The sequence below is a fragment of the Chitinophaga lutea genome (assembly GCF_003813775.1).
Taxonomy (GTDB): Bacteria; Bacteroidota; Bacteroidia; order Chitinophagales; family Chitinophagaceae; genus Chitinophaga; species Chitinophaga lutea.
Genome location: NZ_RPDH01000001.1, coordinates 2,285,426 through 2,310,091, shown reverse-complemented (window position 1 = coordinate 2,310,091; position 24,666 = coordinate 2,285,426). Strand labels below are relative to the sequence as shown.

At 52.8% G+C, this 24,666-nt stretch carries 20 protein-coding genes and 1 tRNA gene; 13 read left to right on the top strand and 8 right to left on the bottom strand.

The window, feature by feature from the left end; all coding sequences use genetic code 11:
* The first annotated feature begins 10 nt into the window (after positions 1 to 10).
* Both EGT74_RS09320 and EGT74_RS09315 read left to right on the top strand, forming a co-directional pair.
* On the top strand, positions 11 to 1,765 hold the full coding sequence (locus EGT74_RS09320) for a RagB/SusD family nutrient uptake outer membrane protein (protein ID WP_123846236.1): 1,755 nt from the start codon (positions 11 to 13) through the stop codon (positions 1,763 to 1,765).
* A gap of 328 nt (positions 1,766 to 2,093) precedes the next feature.
* Positions 2,094 to 2,558 carry a hypothetical protein gene (locus tag EGT74_RS09315; RefSeq protein ID WP_123846235.1) on the top strand — a complete coding sequence of 155 codons (465 nt, stop codon included), beginning with the start codon at positions 2,094 to 2,096 and terminating at the stop codon, positions 2,556 to 2,558.
* Positions 2,559 to 2,629: 71 nt separating this feature from the next.
* On the opposite strand, the gene EGT74_RS09310 is transcribed toward EGT74_RS09315, so the two are convergent.
* Positions 2,630 to 5,608: a glycoside hydrolase family 3 N-terminal domain-containing protein gene (locus EGT74_RS09310; protein WP_123846234.1), complete on the bottom strand. Its 2,979-nt coding sequence runs from the start codon at positions 5,606 to 5,608 to the stop codon at positions 2,630 to 2,632.
* A gap of 366 nt (positions 5,609 to 5,974) precedes the next feature.
* On the opposite strand from EGT74_RS09310, the gene EGT74_RS09305 reads away from it, so the two are divergent.
* From EGT74_RS09305 to EGT74_RS09295, 3 genes are all read left to right on the top strand, one after another.
* Positions 5,975 to 6,562, top strand: coding sequence for an adenylate kinase (locus EGT74_RS09305; RefSeq protein WP_123846233.1), 588 nt, complete (start codon positions 5,975 to 5,977; stop codon positions 6,560 to 6,562).
* 102 nt (positions 6,563 to 6,664) lie between these two features.
* The gene (gene obgE / locus EGT74_RS09300; protein ID WP_123846232.1) at positions 6,665 to 7,678 is read left to right on the top strand and encodes a GTPase ObgE; all 1,014 of its coding nucleotides are present in this window, start codon (positions 6,665 to 6,667) and stop codon (positions 7,676 to 7,678) included.
* 20 nt (positions 7,679 to 7,698) lie between these two features.
* A tRNA-Thr gene (locus EGT74_RS09295) sits at positions 7,699 to 7,772 on the top strand.
* Positions 7,773 to 7,787: 15 nt separating this feature from the next.
* Here the strand turns inward: EGT74_RS09295 and EGT74_RS09290 are convergent.
* Positions 7,788 to 8,888 carry a J domain-containing protein gene (locus EGT74_RS09290; protein ID WP_123846231.1) on the bottom strand — a complete coding sequence of 367 codons (1,101 nt, stop codon included), beginning with the start codon at positions 8,886 to 8,888 and terminating at the stop codon, positions 7,788 to 7,790.
* 38 nt (positions 8,889 to 8,926) lie between these two features.
* Between EGT74_RS09290 and EGT74_RS09285 the strand changes: the two genes are divergently transcribed.
* From EGT74_RS09285 to EGT74_RS09275, 3 genes are all read left to right on the top strand, one after another.
* A complete protein-coding gene (locus EGT74_RS09285; RefSeq protein WP_123846230.1) occupies positions 8,927 to 9,520 on the top strand; it encodes a Crp/Fnr family transcriptional regulator in 594 nt (197 codons plus the stop codon).
* Positions 9,521 to 9,642: 122 nt separating this feature from the next.
* Positions 9,643 to 10,230, top strand: coding sequence for an NAD(P)H-dependent oxidoreductase (locus tag EGT74_RS09280; protein ID WP_123846229.1), 588 nt, complete (start codon positions 9,643 to 9,645; stop codon positions 10,228 to 10,230).
* Between the two features lie 86 nt (positions 10,231 to 10,316).
* Positions 10,317 to 11,072, top strand: a complete 756-nt coding sequence (locus EGT74_RS09275) for a DUF72 domain-containing protein (RefSeq protein WP_123846228.1) — start codon at positions 10,317 to 10,319, stop codon at positions 11,070 to 11,072.
* A 275-nt stretch (positions 11,073 to 11,347) separates the two neighbouring features.
* Here EGT74_RS09275 and recA read toward each other — a convergent pair whose 3' ends face one another.
* The 4 genes from recA to EGT74_RS09255 form a co-directional block, all read right to left on the bottom strand.
* A complete protein-coding gene (gene recA, locus EGT74_RS09270) occupies positions 11,348 to 12,358 on the bottom strand; it encodes a recombinase RecA (RefSeq protein WP_123846227.1) in 1,011 nt (336 codons plus the stop codon).
* Positions 12,359 to 12,615: 257 nt separating this feature from the next.
* Positions 12,616 to 13,281, bottom strand: coding sequence for a hypothetical protein (locus EGT74_RS09265; protein ID WP_123846226.1), 666 nt, complete (start codon positions 13,279 to 13,281; stop codon positions 12,616 to 12,618).
* Between the two features lie 15 nt (positions 13,282 to 13,296).
* Entirely contained in the window at positions 13,297 to 14,781 is a 1,485-nt protein-coding gene (gene rpoN, locus EGT74_RS09260) for an RNA polymerase factor sigma-54 (protein WP_123846225.1), read from the bottom strand.
* A gap of 16 nt (positions 14,782 to 14,797) precedes the next feature.
* Positions 14,798 to 15,487, bottom strand: coding sequence for a ribonuclease HII (locus EGT74_RS09255; RefSeq protein WP_246008160.1), 690 nt, complete (start codon positions 15,485 to 15,487; stop codon positions 14,798 to 14,800).
* 39 nt (positions 15,488 to 15,526) lie between these two features.
* Between EGT74_RS09255 and EGT74_RS09250 the strand changes: the two genes are divergently transcribed.
* Together EGT74_RS09250 and EGT74_RS09245 are read left to right on the top strand one after the other, a co-directional pair.
* Positions 15,527 to 16,555, top strand: coding sequence for a COX15/CtaA family protein (locus EGT74_RS09250; RefSeq protein WP_123846224.1), 1,029 nt, complete (start codon positions 15,527 to 15,529; stop codon positions 16,553 to 16,555).
* Between the two features lie 50 nt (positions 16,556 to 16,605).
* Positions 16,606 to 18,834: a patatin-like phospholipase family protein gene (locus EGT74_RS09245; protein ID WP_123846223.1), complete on the top strand. Its 2,229-nt coding sequence runs from the start codon at positions 16,606 to 16,608 to the stop codon at positions 18,832 to 18,834.
* Between the two features lie 63 nt (positions 18,835 to 18,897).
* Here the strand turns inward: EGT74_RS09245 and EGT74_RS09240 are convergent, their stop codons facing one another.
* Positions 18,898 to 19,878 carry an alpha/beta fold hydrolase gene (locus EGT74_RS09240; RefSeq protein ID WP_123846222.1) on the bottom strand — a complete coding sequence of 327 codons (981 nt, stop codon included), beginning with the start codon at positions 19,876 to 19,878 and terminating at the stop codon, positions 18,898 to 18,900.
* A gap of 193 nt (positions 19,879 to 20,071) precedes the next feature.
* Here EGT74_RS09240 and typA point away from each other — a divergent pair, with 193 nt between their 5' ends.
* Positions 20,072 to 21,886 (top strand): translational GTPase TypA, encoded by a 1,815-nt coding sequence (typA, locus tag EGT74_RS09235; protein ID WP_123846221.1) that lies wholly within the window; start codon positions 20,072 to 20,074, stop codon positions 21,884 to 21,886.
* A gap of 67 nt (positions 21,887 to 21,953) precedes the next feature.
* On the opposite strand, the gene EGT74_RS09230 is transcribed toward typA, so the two are convergent.
* Entirely contained in the window at positions 21,954 to 22,268 is a 315-nt protein-coding gene (locus EGT74_RS09230; protein WP_123846220.1) for a YbaB/EbfC family nucleoid-associated protein, read from the bottom strand.
* Between the two features lie 66 nt (positions 22,269 to 22,334).
* Between EGT74_RS09230 and EGT74_RS09225 the strand changes: the two genes are divergently transcribed.
* Positions 22,335 to 23,573 (top strand): NAD(P)/FAD-dependent oxidoreductase, encoded by a 1,239-nt coding sequence (locus EGT74_RS09225; protein WP_123846219.1) that lies wholly within the window; start codon positions 22,335 to 22,337, stop codon positions 23,571 to 23,573.
* A gap of 1 nt (position 23,574) precedes the next feature.
* Positions 23,575 to 24,666 carry a DUF2891 domain-containing protein gene (locus EGT74_RS09220; protein ID WP_123846218.1) on the top strand — a complete coding sequence of 364 codons (1,092 nt, stop codon included), beginning with the start codon at positions 23,575 to 23,577 and terminating at the stop codon, positions 24,664 to 24,666.

The window sequence follows — 24,666 nt, the reverse complement described above, 5'->3', positions numbered from 1 at the left end:
AAATCATGCTATGAAAACATTCATAAACATACTCCTATTGATAGCCATTTGCTCGGTGGCCTGTAATAAAGACCTCCTGGAAAAAAGACCGCAGACGGAATTTATGGAAGAAGACGTCTGGCGCGACCCCAACCTGGTGCAGGCTTACGTCAACGACCTGTACACCAAAATGCGCCACGGCTTTAACGAGGTGATGCTGGGCTCGATGACCGATGAGGCCCGTTTTATCCATAACTACGGCACCACTACGTCCGTTACCGAGGCCATGAGCCCCGAAGACCTTGGCGCGCTCAACCTCTTCGGCGAGTGGGACAAACATTACAAAGCCATCCGCAACTGTAATATCTTTTTTGAAATGGTGGGCACCGCCAAGGATCTGAAAGACGATCAGCGTCAGCGCCTCCGCGGGGAAGTGCATTTCCTGCGCGCCTATTTTTATCATATGCTGGTGAAATACTGGGGTGGTGTGCCTTTGGTGACACAGATCTTTAAACTGACCGACGGGCAGAATATGCTTATCCCCCGCAACAGTTTTGAAGAATGTGTGCAGTATATCGTAAACGAATGCGACAGCGCTATCAAGCTCCTGCCGGAGGTACACGACCGCGACAACAAGGGCCGCGCCAATAAGTTCGCCGCCATGGCCCTGAAATCGCGCATCCTGTTATATGCCGCCAGCGACCTGTTCAACCAGGCGGGCAACACCAAACCCGAATGGGGCTACGTGCAGGTAGGCAAAGCCGAGCGCGACACGCGCTGGGCCAAAGCAAGGGCCGCGGCCAATGATCTCATCCAGACGAAGGCCTTCGCGCTGTATAAACCCGGCACCTCACCCTCGGAGAATTACACCCGCATATTCCTGGATAAAGACAATTCAGAGATCATCTTCTGCAAGTACTTTAACAAACAGCAGCTCGGCACCAGCCATGATTTGTACAACGGGCCGAACGGTTACCACAACTGGGGCGGCAACGTGCCGCTTGAAAACTTCGTGGAGGGGTACCAGATGGCGGACGGTTCGGAATTCAGCTGGAGCAACCCCGTGCACGCGGCCAAGCCGTATGAAAGCCGCGACCCTCGCTTTTATGCCACCATTCTTTATAACGGCGCCAAATGGAAAAAACGCCCCAGCGATGCGATCGGCCTCGACCCGGTGGGTGTTATACAAACCGGCAAATATGAAAAGAAAAATGGCGGCGGCATAGAAGTGGTGAATGGCCTGGATACCCGCCAGGGACCGATCGAAAACTGGAACGGCAGCTATACCGGCTACTACTTGCGCAAGTTTATGGATATCAACCTCGACGCACAGTTTTTCCGCGGCGACCAGGCCTGGCCTTTTTTCCGGTATGCGGAGATATTGTTTAATTACGCGGAAGCCACGATGGAACTGGGCAACGAAGCCGAAGCCCGCACCATTATTAACGAAATCCGTACGCGTGGTGGCATGCCCGCCCTCGATGCGGCGGTTACGGGCGACGCCCTCAAAAGGATGTACCGCTACGAACGCCGCTATGAACTGGCTTTCGAAGAACACCGCTACTTCGATGCCCGGCGCTGGCTGATTGCCGAAACCGTGTTCAGCGGACCGGCCAAAGCCATCGAGATTTACGGTAAACTGAATCCGGACACACTCCTATATACTTACAAAGTATTAACAAATGGCGTCCAGGAAAGAAAGTTCACCAAGAAGCACTACCTTCTGCCAATCATGGCTGAAGAAATCCGCAGAAATAGCAAAATGACCCCCAACCCGGGGTACTGATTCCCTTTACCGCCCTGCCTGTGCGCCTGAAAGCGCATGGGCAGGGTTAATGTATAAAGTACATTTGTTAATCCCGTAAAGCCCCTCAAATAATTTGTGTATATCATGTGCATAAGTCGTACATTCGACATCCAATTAACATGTGATTAACGTCCCAAAACGAGATTAACAGCTTAAGAGTATTCCACCAGTTTAGAAAAATGGTCCATAACATTAAGGCAACTATCTGCTCACATTTACTTAATACCCCCTTAATGTTGACTTAACGCCAGAACAGGAGCTTTGCATCGACTTAGGAACAAGTTAACTATCTAAACAAATGACCATCATGAAACACAGTTTTGTTTTCTCGCCAAAACAATTTCTTACTGCTGCTGCCATTGTTGTAGGCTTTTCTATGCAAGCCACCGCGCAAAGTGAAACCTTTGCCTATGCCGGAACCCACAAAGAAAACCCTAAAACTTCCGCAGCCCCCGAAGAAAAAAATGCCCTGGTTCTGAAAGGAACCAAAATGAACATCCAGCAGGATGCAGATGCCGCCCTGCGCTTCCTGGTGTTCATCGAAAACCCGACACTTGATAAACTCACGCTGTATATCAAAGACAGCAACAACAACACCCTGCACAAAGAAGACCTGCAGGTCACTTCACCAAGGTTTGTAGCCCGTTACAACTTAGAGAACCTGGAGGATGGCGCTTATACGTTCGAGGTACGGAATGGAAAAAATAAACTGGAAAAGGCTATCGACATCAAAACACAGATGATGGTAAACCGCGTGGTTTCCGTTGACTAACGTGTTGTATAAAATAAAAGCGGGTGCACCACTTCCGGTACACCCGCTTTTTTATGATTTTTGCTACCGGCTTACATGATAGACTGGTAAAGCGTTTCCATCATATTACCCCGTACGCTGAGCAATGAGATTTTTGTGTTGGCACCGCCGTTGGGGCAAACCCGGTTGCTCAGGAAAATGAACACCAGGTTGTACTGCGGATCTATCCACACACAGGTACCGGTGAAGCCGGTATGCCCGTAAGTGAGCGGTGACGCGCTTTTGGCGGGATAAGGCTCCTGCCTGGTGGCGTTATCCTTCTCGGGTTTGTCGAACCCCAACCCGCGGCGGCTGATACCGCTGCCGTATGAAGAAAAAAGCTGCAGCGTTTCGGGTTTGATATATACGCTTCCGTTATAGCTGCCGCCATTGGCCAGCATCTGGCTCAGCACACCGAGGTCGGTGGCGTTGGAAAACAGCCCGGCGTGCCCGGCTACTCCCCCGAACATCGCGGCGCCTGGGTCGTGCACATCTCCCCGGATCCATTGCACCCTGAAATTATTTTCGAATTCAGTGGGTACCAGATGCGATAACGGCAATCTGCTGCGCGGCTCAAAGCCGGTAGTGATGAGGCCAAGCGGCTCATAAAATGTTTCGCGCACATAGTTGTCCAGCCGTTTGCCGGTGAGCGCTTCCACGATTTTCCCGAGGAAAATAAAATCATTGTCGCTGTAAATATACTGGCGGCCGGCGGGCAGCAGCTTGCTGTCAAGTATCCGGCGGAACATGGTATCGGTATAACGCGGCGTCATGTACAGATTTTCCGCCACGCGCAGCGTGTGTAGGCTGTCCTGCATCTGGCTAAACAACACACTGTCGGGCCAGCCGTTCTCATAAAGCACCTCCTTGTAGAAAGGAATGTACGACACGAGCCCTGCCTGGTGCAGGAGGATGTCCCGGATGCGGAGGTATTCCTTATCGGTGCCGCGCACAAAAGGCAGGTAGGCGCCCAATGTGGCATCGAGCTGCAGTTTACCCTCGTCGTACAAACGCATCACCGAAATGGTGGTAGCGCATATTTTGGTGACGGAAGCCAGGTCGTACACGGAGCTGTCGGTAACCGGCTCACGCTGGCTGTAGTCGTAAAACCCGAAGTTTTTATGATACACCTGTTTGCCGTTGCGGAGCACCAGCACCTGGCAACCCGGAGCGGCGCCTTTGCTGATCATGTCATACGCCAGGGAATCAATGCGTTGCAGCACGAGCGGGTTCATGCCCACTGTTTCCGGTGCTGCGGACTCAAGTTGAGCAGGCACTGCCGGCTGAACGATGGATGTGATACCGGTACCGAATTTGAAATTGTTGCACACCGTCACGGGCAGTTTGCCTTTCGGTTCCAGCTTGCCGAAAATCACGTCGGCGGCGGCCTTATGAGTGAGGCTGTCGTCTTCGTACGCCGCGATCACCGTAGGTGCTTCGCAGAAAAAGCGGATGGCATACGGGTTGCCGAATGCTACCACAACAGCGGGCATTTCTTCCTGCACCTGGTTGATCACCGCCTTTTCCGCACGGGTAATACCGAAATCGTTGGCGGGGCGGCGGCTATAGTCCTGCAGGGCGATGATCACCGCCTGGTAATCGGCCTTCAGGCGCTTCACCATGGCAGACACCTGGGCTTCAGACTGGCGCGATGAAAATACGTACGCATCGGCATCCGGGCGATATTGTTTTACGGCTTCCACGAAGGTGTTGTTCCCCCCGTCAACCCCAACAGCCAGCACGGCAATCTTTTTTCCGGCGGCCATCGGCAGCAGGTGGTTGTCGTTTCGCAGCAGGGTGATGGCAGATTCGGATACCCGTTTCCGTAAGGGCAGCACGGCGGCATTCAGGTCTGCCGTGATGTTCACGGGGTCGATGGGCTGCAGGTTGGCCAGGCCCAGTTCGTATTTGGCGCGCAGCACTTTTTTCACCCGGCGGTACACGTCTTCTTTACTGATAGTCCCTTTTTTAATGGCCTGCGCGATGGCGGTGATGCTACCCTTGGCGGTAGAAGGCAATTCCATCAGGTCGTTGCCCGCCAGTAACGATTGCAGCGATTCCTGCCCGTTGTTGTAATATTTTGAAATGCCTTTCATTTCCAATGCATCCGTCACGATCAGCCCGTCGAACCCGAGGTCTTTCTGCAGCAGGTTGGTAACGGTTTTGTAGGAAATGGAAGTAGGCGTATTGGCTTTGTTGTCAATGGCCGGCACATACAGGTGGGCGATCATCACCGAGCCTACACCCGCTTCTATCGCCCTGCGGAAGGGGTATAATTCCAGCGAATCGAGGTCTGACAATGTTTTGTTGATGGAAGGCAGGTCGTAGTGGGAATCCACATCGGTATCGCCGTGCCCTGGGAAATGTTTGGCGCAGGCCATGATACCCGCATCCTGCATGCCTTTGATGATAGCTACGCCGTGGCGCGCCACCTGGTATTTGTCTTCCCCGAACGACCGGTCATTGATCACCGGGTTATTCGGATTGTTATTCACATCGAGCACGGGCGCGAAGTTGTATTGAATGCCCATGCGTTTGCACTGTTCGCCGATGGCTTTGCCCACTTCATAAATCAGCGAGCTGTCCTGCACCGCGCCCAGCATAAGGTTACGGGGAAATGAGATCACGCTGTCCACGAACCGCATCCCCAGTCCCCACTCGCCGTCTACCGCCACGAGCAACGGCGTTTTGCTGATGTTCTGATAGGTATTGACGAGTTGCGCCTGCCGCACCGGACCGCCCTGGAAAGTAACGAGGCCGCCTATTTTGTTGTTGCGGATATCCCTGATCACGGAAGCCACATGGTCGGCCCCCAGGTTGGAGTGCACCCTGATCATAATGAGCTGTGCGATCCTTTCTTCGTGGGAAAGCGACAGAAACACACTATCCGCCCAGCGGTCTGCCGCTGTTTTGGGGCTTTGCTGAAGCGTGGTCGTTTTTCCTGTGCGTGGCTGCTTTTTATCCTGCCGTGGTTGTCCGTTGGCTGAGAGTAAGAGGCTGGTAAGCCCTACCGCCAAAAAATACTTCATCATGCTATAAACATACAAAATTTACGATGGAATCGGCTGCACGCCAACACATTATAAACATTGAATATATAAATAACCCTCGTTGTGACTGTTCAGCACGGGTTTTTAATTCCTCTACCAATTTCCTTTATTTATTGAATGATATTTATTATTTTCCAGTATTCTTTTGCAGGATTTCATCAATCTTAATTTTAATTACCAATACATTTAATTGTTTGTTATCTTTGCAACTTACAGGAGTATAATAAAGATGCTCAATGAGGTAACCTTTTCGGGGGTCGACAGTAAGAAAGTTATCGGAATTACAACTGTACATGTAGTTTTCACGCGGGCGGCAATGCCTGTTTTATGAATCATTACCGAAGAAACATGGTCAATTTGATTTTATTTGGCCCTCCAGGAAGCGGGAAGGGAACCCAGAGTGCCAACATTATTGAGAAATACGGATTGCTCCACCTCTCCACCGGCGACTTGCTGCGTAAGGAGATTGCGGCGGGCACACCTTTGGGGCTGGAAGCGCAGAAGCTGATGAACCAGGGGTCATTGGTGCCTGATGAGGTGGTGATAGGGATGATCAGCTCCATGCTGGACGCGAATCCCGAAGCCCGTGGTTTTATTTTCGACGGATTTCCCCGGAATACCACGCAGGCCGAAGCACTCGATAAACTGCTGGCGCTTAAAAAAGCCCCCATTTCTGTGGTACTGAGCCTGGAAGTGCCGGAGGACGAACTGATCCGCCGCCTGCTCGACCGTGGCAAAACCTCTGGCAGACCGGACGATGCCAGCGAAGAAGTGGTGAAAAACCGCATCGTGGAATATCATAACAAAACCGCTCCCGTGGCCGATCACTATGCCAAATTCGGCAAACTGAGACGCATCAAGGGTGACGGTTCCATCGAATCTACTTTTGAACTGCTGTCCAAGGAACTGGATGAGCTGATTGGTGTGAGGGTATAGTCAGGACCGCATTTTAAACATATTGCTACGCAAAGATCATGTAAGGCCAAACTTTACGATCTTTGCGTTTTGCTTTTAACGCCCGCTGGGGCACAATGAGATATGGAGAACTTTGTAGATTATATACGGGTATATTGTAAATCCGGCCACGGAGGCGCGGGCAGCCGCCACTTTATGCGCACGAAATTCAAGGCCCTGGCCGGCCCCGACGGCGGCGACGGCGGCCGTGGAGGGCACCTCATTCTCCGGGGGAACGCCCAGCTGTGGACGCTGCTGCACCTGCGCTGGTACAAAAATGTGCTCGCGGAAAACGGCGAAAACGGTAGCGGTGACAACTGTACCGGAGCTATGGGCAGGGATATCGTGATAGAAGTGCCCCTAGGCACCATCGTGCGCGACGAAGAAACCGGCGAGGTGGAAGCGGAAGTGATGCACGATGGCGAAGAGATTATTTTTATGCCCGGTGGCCAGGGTGGCCGCGGGAACGCATATTTTAAAAGCCCCACCAACCAGGCGCCGGAATACGCCCAGCCTGGCGAGCCGGGGCGGGAAGGCTGGAAGCTGCTGGAACTTAAAGTGCTGGCCGATGTGGGACTGGTAGGTTTCCCCAATGCGGGCAAATCCACCCTGTTGTCGTCTATCACCGCAGCCAAACCCAAAATCGCCAATTACGCCTTCACCACCCTCACCCCGCAGTTGGGCATGGTGGAGTACCGCGACGACCGCTCGTTTTGCGTGGCCGATCTCCCCGGGATCATCGAAGGCGCCCACGAAGGCAAAGGCCTCGGGCACCGTTTCCTTCGGCACATCGAGCGCAACGCCGTGCTGCTGTTCGTGATACCGGCAGACAGTGAAGACCACCGCAAAGAATTTAACATCCTGGTGAATGAGCTGGAGCAGTACAACCCTGAAATGCTTGATAAACAGTTCCTGATCGCCATCAGCAAAAGCGATATGCTCGACGATGAGCTCAAAGCCGCCATTGCAGAAGAATTGCCAAAGGATGTGCCGCATGTGTTCATCAGTTCCATCACCCAAACGGGCCTCCAGGAACTGAAAGACATGCTGTGGGAAACCCTGAATTCCGAAGTAAATTCGACAGAAGAAAACGAATAAATTATTACTTTTATATAGCTGCCACCCTAGCTCAGCTGGTCAGAGCGGTTGTTTCGTAAATAACAGGTCGTCGGTTCGATCCCGATGGGTGGCTCTTCAATAACCTTCGTCACTGCGTTGCAGCGGCGGAGGTTATTCTTTTTTCCAGCACATCGACCATGCCGGCAAGATCACGCCGGATAGTCTCTTTATCCGTTCCGGTGTACAGTTGCTCAAAAAGCGCTTTCGTGACGGCGGGATCGCGCTGATTAAAGTGATAAGCGATGAAATGGCGCAGCAATTCTTTCCGCGTTCCATCGTCGTGGCCCCGGCTGTCTGTTGGCGGAATACCTTTTTTGAAGAGGTGCTGCAGGTTTTCAAGAATGGCGATACTCCGGTATTTATCATGTTCAGGGAAAACCACGCGCCCGCTATCGTACACCATCCTGATTTCTGCGATCGACTCATCATTCGGCAGTCCCGCCACGGCACAGCGGTAACAGCTGCGGTATGCCCCCAGCAGGTCGTTGAAGTAGAGGTATAGCAGGTTTTGCTGCACATACATGGCGCCGTCGTAATGAAAAACAAGCCGGTAGGTTTCACCGTCTGTTGTGGCAAACAGGTATCCGCCCGCCACCAGCTCCGGAATGTCATCCGCATCCATATTCACGAAACGGTGTGTTGTATCGCTGCCTGCGAGAATGGCACCGAGCCGCTGGCGCTCCTGCCCCGGCAGCAGAACAAAGGGATCTTCATCGGTGGCCTTTGGAAATAGCGAACTGATCACAGGTGGCGGTGTGACGGCGTTTTCATCCGGCGCATTCGGATCTTTCGGCGCCGGCCCGAAAAAATAAAGCAGTACAAAAAAGAAACACAACCCTACCGCGGTGAACAGCATGGCTTTGCGCGGCATATTTACCGGTTTGTCTGCCTGAACCGGTGGCGCAGCTGGTTGCCGCGGAGGAGGCGATGTATAAACAGGTTGCTCCGCTGCAGGCCGGCTGGCGGCGGCAGAACGTTGCCAGGCCAAGCGCTGATCGTAACGGGACCTGCTGGCTGGGTCACCCAGTACTTCGTAAGCTGCCAGTATCTGCCTGAACTTTTCCTCCAGTGTTTTATTGCCCCCTGTTTTATCAGGATGGTACTCCATACAGAGTTTCCTGAACGCGCTTTTGATCTGGTGCTGAGCAGCATGCTCACTCACTCCCAATATGCTATAATAGTCACGCATTACAACGTAAAATAATACATTCTTCTTAACTTGCCGGTATGGCTGCCACTACCTTTCAAACATCGGCGATCGACACGCTGCTCCGGTTTTTTTCTTCCGTCACACCTTTATCGCCCCATGCCGCAGCGGCTATCTGCAATTGCCTGGTGCTTGAAAAATTTCCCCGCAAACACCTGCTCCAGCAACAACAGCGCATGGCCACCCATTTGTACATCGTCGGCAAAGGGATGCTCCGCAGCTTCTACCGCCATAAGGGGAAAGAAGTCACCACCGCCCTTGGTCTTGAAAACTGCGTGATCTGCGCACTGGATGGTTTGCTGAGCCATGAACCTTCGTTTTACAATATAGAAACGCTCGAAGAGAGTGAAATCATCTCTATCGCCTTCAGCGACCTGGAAGCGTTGTATAACGACTTTCATGAAATCGAACGCCTCGGGAGGCTGATGATCACCCGGTATTACCTCGAACAGGAAGCTGGCCTTCGTTCGCTGCGGTTCAAAACCGCGGAAGAACGTTACCGGGAACTGGAAACCACTAACCCCGAACTTCTACAGCGGGCGCCACTGGGGTACCTCGCTTCTTATCTCGGCATTACACAGGCCACTCTCAGCCGCATCAGGAGCAGGTATTGACCGGCAGCCGCACGATCTACAACATATTTTCCGCTACACGAATGCCTTTACAGCGCAGCGACCCATATGCTTTTTGCCTTTTGTCAAAAAAACGGATTGTCTTCGCACTGCATCTTTGTGCTATGCAAAGCACAAAAAAAATCCTGATCATCCAGGGCAATCCGGATAACGACAGCTACAGCAAGGCCCTGGCCCTTGCTTACAAGCAGGGCGCCGAAAAAGCCGGGCACGAAGTGACCCTTCTCACGTTGAATCACCTGCAATTTAACCCCGTGCTGCAACATGGCTACAAGCAGCGCACCCCATGGGAACCTGATCTGGAAATGGCCTGGGAGAAAATCCGGGAATGCCATCACATGGTGTGGGTATATCCCACCTGGTGGGGTACTTTGCCGGCGCTGTTAAAAGGATTTATCGACCGGTTGTTTTTACCCGGCAAAACATTTCAATACCGTCAGGGCTCCGTGCTGTGGGACAAATTACTGAAAGGGAAAACGGCCCGGCTGATTACGACGATGGACAGTCCGGCCTGGTATAACTGGCTGGTGTACCGCTCTGCCGGTCACCATGCCATGAAAAATGCAACGCTGGAATTCTGTGGTGTGAAGCCCGTAAAAATCACCACTATTGCAAACCTCCGCCGGTTAAAAAAGAAGCAGCGCGAACTTTGGCTCAACAAAGTGACGGCGCTGGGCCACAGGGCCCGTTAACCTGCCCAGCCGCGAGCCTGGTTTACCTGTTTGTGAAACAGCATATGACGTGGTATCAATCTTGAGATAGGTTGTGATAAAAACCATTGGCCCATTCGCTGCACATAGGTACCTCCGGGTGGAGTTACAAAGACTGGAAAGGGTTGTATTACCCGGAAACATTAAAACCCACGGAATACCTCGCGTATTTCAGCCGGGAGTTTAAATGCGTTGAGATCAACACCAGCTTTTATCATCTGCCCAGGGCGCAAACCGTCCTGAACTGGGCAGCTGCCGTGCCCGGTGACTTCCGCTTCTGTCCCAAGCTCAGCCGGTATATCAGTCATTACCAGAAACTGAACGATCCCTCGGAAAGCCTGGAGCGTTTCTTTTCCGTGTTTGATCCGGTAAAGGAAAAGCTGGGCCCTGTTCTGGTACAATTGCCTGCCAATGCGCCCTTCAAGCGGGAGGTGGCGGAGCACTTTTTTACCGTCTTGCAAAAACAATACAGCGATTACGTTTTTGCCCTGGAGATACGCCACGAAAGCTGGCTGGAAGCACAAAGTGTGGAATTATTACGACAATATGGTATTTCACTGGTGATTGCCCAGTCCGCGATGCCCTTTCCGTACCATGAGCTGGTAACGGCGAAAGATATTTACCTGCGTTTTCACGGGCCGGGCAAACTCTATGCATCGAAATACCATCATCAGACGATGAAGGCTTACGCCCGCAAATGCGCGCAATGGCTGCGGGACAAACACCGGGTATGGGTGTTTTTCAACAACGACTTTTACGGTTATGCGATCGAGAATGCGCGGCAGTTGGAGCAGTACATTGAAGCGGAGATGAAGCATGGGTAAACGAGGCCAAACAACATCGGCTTCGGAGCAATCATAGTAGGTGGGTGGAAAGCGTGCTCATCAGCGCCGGGAAGTCACAAAATCTCAGGAACCTGAGTGGCTCCGCACCCGGGCAGCGGCATTCACAACAATGCTCTCCAATGCAATGCCCGCGCAAAGGATAAAATTATCGTAACCCTCCCTGCTGAAAATCTCATATACAAAAAAGGTCCGTTAGAAAACGGACCTTCTACTAAACTAACCCAAACAAACGTTTAATTTAACGTTTAAAGATTTTATGCTTGCTGCTCGGCCAGCTTTGCCTTGATTTTGGCTTCCACTTCTGTGGCTACCTCAGGATTGTCGAGCAGGAGTTGTTTTACGGCGTCGCGGCCCTGACCCAGCTTGTTGCCTTCGTAGCTGAACCAGCTGCCGCTTTTCTGGATGATTCCATATTCCACACCCATATCGATCAGCTCACCCACTTTGGATACGCCTAACCCGAATATAATGTCGAACTCAGCCTGGCGGAAGGGAGGTGCAACTTTATTTTTTACAACTTTTACTTTTACGCGGTTACCCACTGCTTCGTCACCGTCTTTGATCTGGCTCATACGGCGAATGTCGAGCCGGATGGAAGCGTAGAACTTGAGGGCGTTACCACCGGTGGTTGTTTCGGGGTTACCGAACATCACACCGATCTTTTCACGCAGCTGGTTGATGAAAATGCAGCAGCAGTTTGTTTTAGAAATGGTGGCGGTGAGTTTACGCAGTGCCTGGGACATCAGACGTGCCTGCAGGCCCATTTTGCTTTCACCCATCTCCCCTTCCAGCTCCCCTTTCGGCACCAGCGCGGCTACGGAGTCGATCACCACTACATCCACCGCTCCGGACAAAATCAGGCGGTCGGCGATCTCAAGCGCCTGCTCACCATGGTCGGGCTGCGAAATCAGCAGGGAATCCACATCCACCCCCAGGCGGCGGGCATAGGTGCTGTCGAATGCGTGCTCCGCATCTATAATGGCGCAGATACCGCCTTTCTTTTGCGCTTCTGCGATGGTATGAATGGCAATTGTGGTTTTACCGGAAGCCTCGGGCCCGTAAATCTCAACGATACGGCCCTTAGGTAAACCGCCAACGCCCAGCGCAATATCCAGGCCCAGCGATCCCGTGGAAATCACTTCCCATACATGCTCTCCCTTTTCCCCCATCATCATCACAGACCCCTTCCCGAAATCCTTGTCGATCTTGTCCATCGTAAGGCGGAGGGCTTTCAGTTTATCGGCGTTTGTTGCGGCGTTTGACATTGTAGTAAGTATTTATTGTTCAAATTTAATGGTAATGCAAGGTATAATTATTTTTCGACATCATCCTAAAAAATTTAGCATTTTTTATTTGATGCTAAGTTTTGTAGTATCCGGCGTTTTAACTTTAATTGGGGTAACACGCAATGGACAATACAAAGGTGCGCGCCCATTGCGCAGGGGATCTGCGTAGTGAAAAAATATCAGGAAAATGCCGAAAAAAGTTCGCCGGGGACCGTACGATGGCTCAAAACGGAGGCCTATCCAACTATCCAGTAGGCGATCAGCTGTGATGAAATGCCGACGAAAAAGCCGAGGTACACCTCACCCGTGGAATGGGCGCTCAGTACCAGCCGCGAAGTGGCGGCGATACCAGCCAGCAGGAAGGCCAGCGCCAGGGGAACAGACACGTTCATGCCCATGCCCCACATCAGGGCCAGCAAAAACCCGATCACCCCGCCCCAGCCTACGGTATGCATGCTGATTTTCACGAAGTTATTGGCGACAAAAGAAATGACGATCGCGATAAAAATGCCCAGGAAAAAGGCATTGAAAAAATCAGGGCTGGCGCCTTCGCGGATGAAGGTATAAAACGCCCAGAAATAAAAAATGATCGTGCCCACATAGGGAATAATACGCTGGCGCGGATCCTGCAGCTGCACGCTGTCCACGAACTTCAGCGTTTTGGCCAGCGCCACCACCAGCAGCGGGAACAGCACACAGGTCACGAGTACCCGGATAAACAGCACATCGTAAGTAAAACGGAAACTGTTCTGCTTGAACGCCACAAAATACTCGGGCAGCGCGGTTACCGCAATCAAGGTAATGAGCAGGGGAATAAAAAGAGGATGCAGCAAATATGAAAATACATTTGCAACGGCCCGCAGGGCAGGCGAAAAAGTAATGGGTGCTTTCTGCTCTTCCATGAAAATTTTGTGTGATTATAGTTCCTTGCGTAAACGGGCCACGGGAATATTCAGCTGCTCGCGGTATTTGGCCACGGTGCGGCGCGCAATGTTATATCCTTTGTCCTGCAGCATCTTGGTCAGGTTTTCATCGCTCAGCGGCTTGCGTTTGTTTTCGCCGCCGATCATGTCGGCCAGTATCTTTTTCACCTCGCGGGTAGACACTTCCTCGCCGCTGTCGGTAGACAGGGATTCGGAGAAGAAAAATTTCAGTTTGAAAGTACCGAACTCGGTTTGCACGTATTTACTGTTGGCCACGCGGCTGACGGTGGAAATATCGAGCTGGGTGATGTCCGCAATGTCCTTGAGGATCATGGGTTTCATGGTGGTTTCATCGCCCGTGAGGAAAAATTCGTGCTGATAGTTCATGATGGCCTCCATGGTGCTCAGCAGTGTATGCTGGCGCTGTTTGATAGCGTCGATGAACCATTTGGCCGCATCTATTTTCTGTTTGATGAACAGTACGGCTTCTTTCTGGCGCTTGTCTTTTTTATCCCCCCGGTCGTATTCTTTCAGCATTTCGCGGTAACCTTCGGAAATGCGCAGGTCGGGAGCGTTTTTGCTGTTGAGCGACAATTCGAGTTTGCCGTTGTTGTTGAGGATAAAAAAGTCGGGGATCACATAGCTTTCCGCCTTGTTGAGCACACTGTAATTGCCGCCCGGCTTGGGATTGAGCTTGATGATCTGCCCGATGGCCTCGCGCAGGTCCTCATCCGACAGGTTGAGGGAGCGCTGTATTTTCTCGTAGTGCTTCTTTGTGAATTCGTCGAAGTAATTTTCCAGTATCTGGGTGGCGGTAGACACGCCCGGATCGTCCGGGTTTTTCCGCTTCAGCTGCAGCAGCAGGCATTCCTTCAGGTCGGTGCAGCACACGCCGGGCGGATCGAACGTCTGGATAAGTTTGATCAGCTGGCGGATTTCTTCTTCGTTGGTGTCGACATTCTGGGAAAAAGAAAGATCGTCTACGATAGCACCGGTTTCGCGGCGCAGGTAACCGTCGTCGTCGATGCTGCCGATGATCTGCTCAGCGATGCGGCGCTCGCGGTCGCTGAGCGTTTGCATGCCCAGCTGGCTGAGCAGGTGATCGTGAAAGGTGGTTTCCACCCGCACGGGGATGGTCCTGGACTCGTCCTGTTCAGGGTAATTATCGTCGCGGAGCTTGTAGTCCGCTATTTCGTCATCGCCTTCGGAAACGTACTCCGAAATATCGATGTTGTCATATTCGTTTTCGCTGCCATCGGGCTCAAACTCGTCTTCCGCCGGTGCTTCGAACTCTTCGCCCTCTTTGTTGAACTCGTCTTCCTGCCCGTCTTCGCCATATTCAAGCGCAGGGTTTTCCTCCAGTTCTTCCTTGATTCTTTCTTCCAGCACAGCAGTAGGCACCTGCAGCAGTTTCATAAGCTGAATCTGCTGGGGCGATAACTTCTGTAATAGTTTCTGTTGTTGCGTTTGCTTTAACATGGCTCGTTCCTAAGTTTTACCACTTTTCCTCCTCGTCGCCGTCCAGGCTGAGCTGCTCATCCGGTAGCAAGCGGAACGTCCTTCGGTGGTAGGGCGTATCGCCATGGTTTCGGATTGCATCCCGGTGAAAGCGGGTCGGATAACCTTTATTCTCCTTCCACCCGTAATATGGGAATTGCTCATGCAGCTGGTGCATATATTCATCCCGGTAAGTTTTTGCCAGGATGGACGCTGCCGCTATGGATGCATATTTTCCGTCGCCCTGTATGATGCAGGTATGCGGGATATTGCCATAGGGATGAAAACGGTTCCCATCAATGAGTAACATTTGGGGCTGCAGCGATAATCGTGCCAAAGCTTCGTGCATCGCCTTGAATGAGGCTTTCAGGATATTTATCCTGTCAATTTCCTCGTTGTCGATACTCGCCACCGCGTAGGCCAGCGCTTTCTTTTCGATCACCTTTCTGAGCTTCTTCCTGTCGGGTTCCTTCATCTGCTTTGAATCGTTGAGCAGCGGATGGCGGAAATTTTTTGGCAGTATGACGGCCGCCGCAAACACGGGGCCTGCCAGACACCCCCTCCCGGCTTCATCGCAACCGGCTTCCATTAAAACATCCTGGTAATATGGCAGTAACAAGTGAATGGCTTTTGTTCGCGCTAAAATTACAAAAACCGGTGGAATGATCGGGGAATTGATAAAAATCATCCGCGGGCACCGGTATTTAACCCTAATTTTGCAGGGTTTATGGAAATGCAGCAAAACAGAGGCAATAAAGCCATCGTGATCTGGCTTTTCACCGGCGTGGTGATGATTATTGTGCAGGTGTTGCTGGGAGGCATTACGCGCCTTACCGGCTCGGGGTTATCCATCACCGAATGGAAGCCCATCCTGGGCGCACTGCCGCCCATGAATGAAGCGGCCTGGCAGGAGGCGTTCGCCAAATACCAGGAAATCGGGCAGGCGAAAGTCATCAACAGTCATTTTACCCTGGCGGATTTTAAATGGATCTATTTCTGGGAATGGTTGCACCGCAACTGGGCCCGCCTCATTGGAATTGTGTTTGCCCTGCCTTTTATTTATTTCGTTGTAACGAAAAAAATCCAGCGCAGCATGATCGGCCCGATGATCATCCTTTTTCTGCTGGGCGGCCTCCAGGGCGCCATCGGCTGGATCATGGTGCAGAGCGGCCTGAATGAAGAAAATCTTTACGTGAGCCACATCCGGCTGGCTATCCATTTTATCGCGGCCCTCGGCCTGCTGTGGTACACCCTCTGGTTTGCGCTGAAACTGAGCGTGCCGGCGGAAAATATTACGGAAGCGCCGACAGCGCGCCGCCTCTCGGGGTGGATCCTCGGGCTGCTGGTGATCCAGCTGATCTACGGCGCATTCATGGCCGGCCTGCACGCCGCACTGGCCGCCAATACCTGGCCGACCATCAACGGCATGTGGTGGCCCGGCGGCCTGTTCCCTGCGGGTAAATTCTGGGACGCCATCACCCACAATGTGATCACCATCCACTTCATCCACCGCGGCCTCGCTTACATCCTGACCGTTCTCATCGCCGTCTGGTTCCTGAAAACGGCCCGCTTCCCCAAACTCGCGGGCGTACGGATGCTTGCATTGCTGACCGTGCTCCTCCAGGTTTTCCTCGGCGTGCTCACCCTGCTGAATACCCGCACCGGCATCCCCCTCGGCTTTGCACTGGCCCACCAGTTCACGGGAATGGCCCTGCTGATGGTACTCGTATGGGGTAGATTCCTGACACGTGCGTAAACTCATTCCGCTTTTTACACATTTAAAAAAATTTTAGTTTATTTTGAAGTGTGAAAAGAATCTGGCTACGGTTTTTTTATTCCTTCCCCGTTCAGCTCCTGATGCTGCATTTCCGCAAGTACCAGGTGCTGCTGATTTTCTGGGCTATTCTGTTCAGCACCATCAACGGCGGCTTTGCGAAGCTGTTTGGCGGCGATGCGCTGTACCTGGCCCCGGAATACATGGGTAAAGTGAATTTCTACAGCACCACCGTGATGGGCGTGGCCACGGCCATTTTCACCATGAGCTGGAACATCACCACGTTCATCCTGCACAGCCGCCGCTTCCAGTTTCTGGCTACCACCACGCAGCCTTTCTTCCGGTACTGCCTCAACAATGCCGTCGTTCCGGGCCTTTTCCTGCTGAACCTGCTCTGGCGGGGATGGGAGTACCAGCGCTGGCAGGAACTGAACACGGTACCGCAAATACTCCTGCTGGCGGAAGGGTTCATTTGCGGTTTCCTGATGGTGATCTTTTTTTCCTTCTTCTATTTTTTCAACGCGGATAAAAATATCGGCAAACGCCTCAGCCGTAAATTCGGCAACCCGCGCAATTTCCTGCGCACGGTGCTCAACCCCCACCAGGAAAGGGACGAAAACGCCCTCCCGGTGCACAACTACTTCGCGAGCCCCTGGCGCATCCGCCGGGCAAGGAATGTAGACCACTACAACAAACATTATCTCGATAATATTTTCAAGCAGCACCACTTCGCGGCCATTATCACGGTGGGGCTGGCCCTGGTGTTTCTCGTGATCATGGCTTACCTGATGGATTACAACGCCTTCAGGATACCGGCCGGCGCCAGCGTGCTGATCTTTTTCGCTTTCCTGATCGCCATCGCCGGCGCTTATGCGTATGTTTTCCAGACCTGGGCAATTCCCATCCTCATCTTCCTCATCCTGGGGCTGAACTGGATGGTGAAAAACCAGTGGATAGACAATCGCAACAAGGCGTATGGCCTTAACTACCGCGACAAGCAGGACCGGCCGCAGTACAGCGTGCAGCATCTGCAGGAATTTTTCACGGAAGCGCGCGCGGACGCGGATAAAAAACATACCCTGCAGATTCTCGAAAAATGGAAGGCGAAATTCCCTGCCGGGCATAAACCGCCAATGATTATCATCAACACCAGCGGAGGCGGCAGCCGGTCCGCCACCTGGACGATGAACGTGCTGCAGCGGTACGACAGCCTGCTGCAGGGCCGGCTGCTGCGCCATACCGTGCTTATGACCGGTGCCTCCGGCGGCATGCTGGGCGCCACCTATTTCAGGGAACTGTATCTCCAGCATCAGCAGGGGCTGCTGAAGGGGCGTAACCTCTACGACAGCATCTACACGGAAAATATCTCACGCGACCTGCTCAATTCCGTTTTCAGCTCGTTCGCGGTCAACGATTTCATCACCCCTTTCCGCAACTTCAACATCGGCAAAAACCACTACGCGAAAGACCGCGGGTTTGCTTTTGAAATGCAGCTCAACATCAACACAGGTAACGCGCTCAATAAAACCATCAGCGCCTATCGCGAAGCGGAGGCTAACGCACAGATACCGCTGCTGGTATGGTGCGCCACGCTCAACGCGGACGGCCGCCGGTTATATATTTCACCGCAACCGGTGAGTTATCTCTGCGCGGCGGATTACCGCTACCCTACCCGCACCGTGCGGGATATCGACGGGGTGGATTTCGTGCAGTTCTTTTCGCGCCAGCATGCGGACGAGTTGCGTGTGACGAGCGCCATCCGCATGAGCGCCACCTTCCCGTATATTCTGCCAAACGTGTTTTTGCCCAGCACACCCATTGTGGACGTAATGGATGCAGGCATCCGCGACAACTTCGGACAGGAAACCTCGCTCCGCTTTTTGTACACTTTCCGGGAATGGATAAACGAAAACACGTCGGGCGTGATATTCATGCAGATACGCGATACGCGTAAAAACGATGTGAGCCCCATCAAACAGAAAAAAGACCTGAGCGATCTGATTTTCGAACCGCTGTTTTCCATGCAGTCGCACTGGATGAGCATGCAGGATTTTCACCAGGACCATCTCATCAACTACATGGAAGGCTACTTCCCAGGGAAATTCAAACGGGTGATTTTCCAGTACGTGCCGCAGCAGGCGGAAAAAGCAGCAGCCCTCAGCCTGCACCTCACCAGCCGGGAAAAGCTCGATATCGCGCGGGCGCTCGATAACCCTGGCAACCAGCAAACATTCAATCTGTTGAAGAAGGCATTGGAATAGGCTCCTTGCAACACCGGTCAGCCCTGGAGATGGCTGAGCGCACGGACATCCGGACTGCCCCGGTCATTGTAGAAACCCCTGCAACGGCTCCATAAACCGCGAAAACGCCTCCACGTGCGGAAGATGCCCCACGTTATCCAGTTCCACCAGTTTTGCATTTTTGATTTGCGCCGCGGCCTTGCGGCCCAAAACAGGATAATTGCCCAGCTTACTTTTCACGGAATCCGGCGCCGACGCTTTGCCCAGGGCAGTACGGTCGCGCTGGCCGATGATCAGCAGCGTGGGGACCAGCACATGCTGAAATTCGTAACAAACGGGCTGGGTGAAAATCATATCGTACGTTAACGCGTTGTTCCAGGCAACTCGGGGATAATCAGGATGCCGCGTCCAGCCAGCCAGCAACTGCGCCCATTTATCGTAGGCGGGCGTCCATTGGCCGGCGTAGTAATTGTCGAGCTGGTATTTTTTGATTTTCTCGTAATCCTGCGCAAGCTCGCCTTTGTACCATTGGTCAACCTGCTGATACGGCACTACCGTTTTCCAGTCTTCGAGGCCGATGGGGTTTTCGAGGATCAGTTTTTCCGTCATCGCCGGGTACATCAAAGCAAAGCGGGTAGCCAGCATGCCCCCCATGGAATGCCCCAGCACGGCAGTTTTACGGATACCCAGGGAATCCAGCAGGGCCCTGGTGTTTTGCGCCAGCTGCTGGAAGGAATACTGGTAGTGGGCCGGTTTCGTCGACTTACCAAACCCCACCTGGTCGGGCATCACCACCCGGAATCCCTTATCCGCCAGGGCGGCCGCCGTACTGTCCCAATACGCCCCGCAGAAGTTTTTACCGTGCAGAAGCAGCACCGTTTTCCCGTTGGGCCGGGCCGGCCGCAGGTCCATATACGCCATGCGCAACGGCTGTTGCTGGCTGCTGAAATGGAAGAATTGGACGGGGTAAGGGTATGCATATCCGGTCAGTTCCGCGTCGAGCGGCTGGATATTCTGGGCCTGAACGGTCACAGCCGTTAACAACAGTAAGCACATTCTCCACATAACTTATTGACTATTAATCATCAACGGATAGCACAAATATGGTGCCCAAAGAAATGTTATTTCACAGTAATTTAAGACCGAACCCCGCCATATTACGCAGATTATGCGTACCTTTGCGCCTCTTTTAAGAGTTGCGCCGTCCGGCCCGGTAACGGAAATGCCTGAAAGCGTAGCTAAATCACACAATTTATTTATGCAAATAAGAAACATTGCCATTATCGCACACGTAGACCACGGAAAAACTACCCTGGTGGATAAAATCCTGCACTCTACGAACGTTTTCCGCTCCAACCAGGAAACGGGTGAACTGATCATGGATAACAACGACCTGGAAAAGGAACGCGGTATCACCATCCTCAGCAAAAACGTGTCCGTGATGTACAAGGGCGTGAAAATCAACGTGATAGACACTCCGGGCCACGCCGACTTCGGTGGGGAGGTGGAGCGCGTGCTGAAAATGGCGGATGGGGTAATATTGCTGGTGGACGCATTCGAAGGCCCCATGCCGCAAACTCGCTTCGTACTGCAAAAAGCGCTTCAGCTTAACCTGAAGCCGATTGTGGTGATCAACAAGGTGGATAAGGCCAACTGCCGCCCTGATGAAGTGCACGACGCCGTGTTTGAACTGTTCTTTAACCTGGACGCCACGGAAGACCAATTGAACTTCCCCACTTATTATGGTTCCGGTAAAAACGGTTGGTTCAACGATTCCCTGGAACCCCGTGAAGACATTATTCCCCTGCTCGACGGCATCCTTACGCACGTTCCCGAGCCGAAAATAAACGAAGGCACCCTGCAAATGCAGATCACTTCCCTCGATTACTCTACTTTCCTCGGCCGTATCGCCGTAGGTAAAGTAACCCGCGGCAAGATCGCTGAAAACCAGCCTATCAGCCTCGTGCAGGTAGACGGCACCATCAAAAAGACCCGTGTACGTGAATTATATGTTTTCGAATCGCTTGGTAAAAAACGCGTACAGGAAGTTATTGCCGGAGACATCTGTGCGGTAGTAGGCATCGAAGATTTCGGTATCGGCGATACCATCGCAGATTTCGAAAATCCCGAAGCGCTGCCGGTTATCAGCGTAGACGAACCGACCATGAACATGCTGTTCAGCATCAACAACTCTCCTTTCTTTGGTAAAGACGGCAAGTTCGTGACCTCCCGTCACCTGCGCGACCGCCTGATGAAAGAAACGGAAAAGAACCTGGCATTGCGTGTGCACGATACCGAAACTGCAGATAGCTTCATGGTATATGGCCGCGGTATCCTTCACCTGGGTGTACTGGTAGAAACCATGCGCCGCGAAGGATATGAACTGACTGTAGGTCAGCCGCAGGTAATCACCAAAATCATCGACGGCAAAAAATGCGAACCGTTTGAAACACTTGTGGTAGACGTTCCGCAGGAATTTGCTTCTAAAGTGATTGACCTGGTTACACGCCGCAGAGGAGAAATGCTGATCATGGAAACCAAAGGTGAAATGCAACACCTGGAATTCGAGATTCCTTCTCGCGGTTTGATCGGCCTGCGTACGCAGATGCTGACCAACACCGCCGGTGAAGCGGTAATGGCACACAGGTTTAATGACTACAAACCCTGGAAAGGCCCCATCCCCGGCCGTAACAACGGTGTTCTCTGTGCTAAGGAAGGCGGTACCACTACCGGTTATTCCCTTGATAAACTGCAGGACAGAGGTTCATTCTTCGTTGATCCGGGAGAAGAGGTTTACAAAGGCATGATCATCGGTGAAAACAACAAACCCGGCGACCTGGTGGTAAACCCCAACGAGGGCAAAAAATTGACCAACATGCGTGCAAGCGGTACCGATGGTGCTGCGAACATTGCGCCTAAAATACTGATGACGCTTGAAGAGTGCATGGAGTACATCCAGCAGGACGAGTGCATCGAAGTAACACCGAACCACATCCGTATGCGCAAAACCATCCTGGATGAAGAAGAGAGGAAGAAGTACCAAAAGATGCTGAAAGCGGAAGAGGTTAGCTAAGTGTAATAGATAAAGACAAAAGGATATGAAACCGTCCCGACTAAAGTTGGGACGGTTTTTTTATGCCTTACATTCCGGGAAGGCCCATGCCGCCGAGCATACCGCCCGCCACGTTTTTCATTTCCGCTTCCCAGGTATTTTCCGCATTTTTCAGCGCGCGATTCAGAGCGGTGATCAGCAGGTCTTCCAGCTCCTCCTTTTTATCCGCGCTCAGCAGTTCCGGCGCCACCTCCAGGCTCTGTACCTCGCGGTTGCCGGTTACCACTACCTTTACGGCGCCGTTACCCGCTTCTCCGGCAACGGTAATATTCTTGAGGCGCTCCTTCGTATCGCTCATTTTCTGCTGCGCCTCCTGCAGTTTTCCAAACAAGTCTCCAAACATAATTATCGGTTTTGGACAAAGATATATATTTCCACAGCGCCGCCAGAATACGTATCTTGGCGACCTATGATCACCACATCAGTATGTATTATCGGAGCAGGCCCCGGCGGCGCCACCACGGCCCTGCAACTCGACAGGCTCGGCATTCCCTGCGTTGTAGTGGACAAAGCGGTCTTCCCCCGCGACAAGGTGTGTGGCGACGGGTTGAGCGGTAAGGTTATCACCGGCCTGCAGAAGATCGATCCCGCCATTGCAGACCGCCTGCAACAGTTCGCGGAAAAAGAAAACAGCTGGGGCGTCACCTTCGTTTCTCCCGGCCGCCAAAGCATGGACGTTCCGTACAAACCCAACTACAACAAACAATCGGATTCCCCCATCGGCTTCGTCTGCAAACGCATCCACTTCGACAATTTTATGGTGGATGAACTGAAGCGCAGCCCAAATGTGCAGTTGTTCGAAGGCGTCAGCATCGACAAATACACGGAAGAAACGGATGGCTACCTGCTGTCCAACAACGCCGGCGACTTCCAGGTAAAAGCTAAAATCCTGATCGTGGCCAACGGCGCACATTCTTCCTTCACCCGCGATGTGGCCAACATCCGCATGGAACCGAAATATTATGCCGCCGGTATCCGCGCTTATTACAAAGGCGTGAAAGGCACACACCAGGACAGCTTCATCGAGCTCCATTTTCTCAAAAACCTGCTGCCGGGTTATCTCTGGATATTCCCCCTGCCCAACGGCGAAGCCAATGTAGGCATGGATATGCTGAGCGATGCGGTGCGCGACCGGAAGATCAATCTCAAAACCCTGCTCACAGACACGCTGAAGCAGGATCCGATATTTGCAGAACGTTTCCGCGATGCGGAGATGGTGAGCAGCCTCGATGGCTACGGCCTGCCGCTGGGCTCCAAAAAACGGCGCCTTTCCGGCAGCCGGTATATGCTGGTGGGCGATGCCGCTTTTATCATCGACCCTTTTACCGGGGAAGGCATCGGCAACGCCATTTACTGCGGCGCCATCGCGGCCAAACAGGCTGCCGCCTGTCTGGATACCGGTGATTGTTCGGCGGAAACGATGATGGCCTACGACGAAAGCGTGTACCGCGTACTGGGCCCGGAGCTGCGCCTGAGTTACAAACTGCAGCAACTGGTGAAGTATCCCCGCCTGTTTAACTGGCTCATGAAAATGGGCATGAGGAATAAACAACTGCGTGACGTGATTTCCAGCATGTTTTATGAAGTAGACCTGCGGAAAAAACTCACCCGCCCGTCATTCTATTTCAAACTGTTACTCAACCGCTGATATGAGAGTTTTATCCCTGCTTGTATGCCTGTTGTGGTATTCCAATGGTTTTGCGCAAATGTCCCTCTACACGGAAAAAGACGGACAGATGCGGCTCACTACCGCCGGCGCCCTTCACTTCGCAGCGCTGCCGCTCAAATGCATGCAGCACGCATTCCCGTATAAAACGGGCATCGTGTTTTCGGACTCTTCGTACCTGAAAGCGCCGCAAACTTATCACCCCGCTTTTTACGGGTGCTACGACTGGCATAGCAGCGTCCACGGGCACTGGATGCTGGTGCGTTTGCTGAAAATGTACCCCGACCTGCCGAATGCGGCGGAGATCCGGCAGAAACTAGCAGAAAATCTCTCGCAGGAAAATATCCGGCAGGAAATGCTCCTGTTCCGGAACAAGGAAAACAAAGGCTTCGAGCGCATCTACGGCTGGAGCTGGCTGATGCAGCTGCAAACGGAGCTTATCACCTGGGACGATCCGTTGGGCCGCCAGCTGCGGCAGAACATCGCCCCGCTGGCCTGGCACTTCAGCAACGCCTGGCGCGACTTCCTGAAAAAAATCGTCTATCCCATCCGTGTGGGCGAGCATACCAACCTGGCCTTCGGTCTCCGCCTCGCCTGGGATTACGGCATGGTCACGAGGGACACGGCCCTCCAGTCCGCCATCCGCGAAGCCGCCATGCGTTTCTACGCCAAAGACCGGAATTGCCCCGCCAGTTGGGAGCCCGGTGGCTATGATTTTTTATCGCCCTGCCTCGAAGAAGCCGACCTGATGTGGCGGATATTACCGGCAGCCACCTATAAAACCTGGGTGAAGGAATTTCTGCCCGGCCTGTTTGAAAAAGACCCGCAGCTGTTCAGCATCGCGGCCGTGAAAGACCGCACAGACGGGAAGCTGGTACACCTCGACGGGCTGAACCTCAGCCGCGCTTGGTGCCTGTACGGCATTGCCCGCCAGGTGGGCGAAAATGGCAACGCCATCAGGGAACTGGCCAACCGCCACCTGCATGCCGCCCTGCCGCATGTAGCAAGCGGTGATTACGCCGGCGAGCACTGGCTGGCGACGTTTGCCGTGTACGCGTTAACGGTAGAGTATTAA